The organism is Aquabacterium sp. UBA2148, from assembly GCF_002328915.1.
GTDB classification, from domain to species: domain Bacteria; phylum Pseudomonadota; class Gammaproteobacteria; order Burkholderiales; family Burkholderiaceae_C; genus Aquabacterium; species Aquabacterium parvum.
Genome location: NZ_DCXA01000290.1, coordinates 14,347 through 15,481, shown reverse-complemented (window position 1 = coordinate 15,481; position 1,135 = coordinate 14,347). Strand labels below are relative to the sequence as shown.

Below are 1,135 nucleotides of genomic sequence, written 5' to 3'. Positions count from 1 at the left end.
GAGCCGATCTGCTGCGCCTGGCTCGGGTCGCGCACCAGGGCCTCGATGCGCTGGCGGCGCGGGTCGATCACCTCGTAGAGGATGTCGCCAGGCTGCACGACCTGGCCGGCCACGACCTGGGCCGAGGCGATGACGCCGGAGACGGGCGCGACGAGCGCATCGCGGCGCGAGAGGCCGCCCCTCAAGGCGCTCAGCCGTGCGCGCAGGCCCTCGACCTCGGCGGTGGCGGCTTCGGTGTCCTTGCGGGCCACGGTGTCGGCGAGTTCGTGCAGCCGCGCGAGGCGGCGCTCGGCCACCTGCAGCGCGCCACGCAGCTCGGCTTGTTGCGCGCGCAGGCCGGCCTGCTCGATCGAGCCGGTGGTGGGCTCGATGTGGGCCAGCACCTGGCCTTGTCGCACGGCCTGTCCCAGCGATGGCAGGCCCTTGGGGCCAGCGATCACGCGCCCGGCGAGCGCGGCTTGCACGCGGCCACCGGCGTTGGGGTCCATCACCACCTTGGCGGGCAGCTCGAAGGCCTGGGGCCACTGGCCAGCTTGCACCGCCAGCGTGCGCAGGCGCAGTTGCTGCTGGGCCGCCTCGGGCATCAGCACGCTGCCATCGCCTTGGCGGCGAGGAGCGTCGCGCAGCGTGGCGGCGGGTGGTGGTTCGTCTTCGTGCTCGTGGCCTTCGTGAGACCACACCAGCGTGGAAAAGGAGCAAGTGCCGATGAGCACAAGGCCCATGAGGGCGCGGCGCAGCGGGGACAGGTTCTGGGGCGAAGTGGGGGACATGAGATCAAGTCGAATGGGGTGGAGCGGGCCCGAGCCAAGGTGGCGGGCGGCTGTGGGCGCGAGAGCTGAGGTCATGGCGTTCACTCCGGCAGCAGGCCGGCGGCCTGGCGCCACGCGGAGGTGGCGGCGGCCAGGTCGATGGCGGCCAGCGCGGCCTGGCGGGCTGCTTCTTGCGCTTCCTGCGCGATGCGCAAGCGCGTGGGCAGGTCGGTCTCGCCCAGGCGGAAGGACTTGTCGAAAAAGCCCTGGCTTTCTTGCGCGAGCTTGGCGCGGCGCTGTGCGGCGTGGTGCGCGCGCTGGGCCGCGTGCCAGCGGGCTTGAGCGCCATCGAGCGCGGCCTGGCCCTGCTGGTGCTGGCGCGCGGC

The 1,135-nt window shown here is 73.1% G+C and carries 1 protein-coding gene and 1 pseudogene; both read right to left on the bottom strand.

Going from position 1 to position 1,135, the window contains the following annotated elements; genetic code table 11:
- On the bottom strand, window positions 1–770 hold a 770-nt coding region (locus B2W70_RS16055), incomplete at its 3' end, for an efflux RND transporter periplasmic adaptor subunit (protein ID WP_286747189.1).
- 80 nt (window positions 771–850) lie between these two features.
- Window positions 851–1,135: pseudogene (locus B2W70_RS16050) on the bottom strand (transporter); the annotation flags it as partial.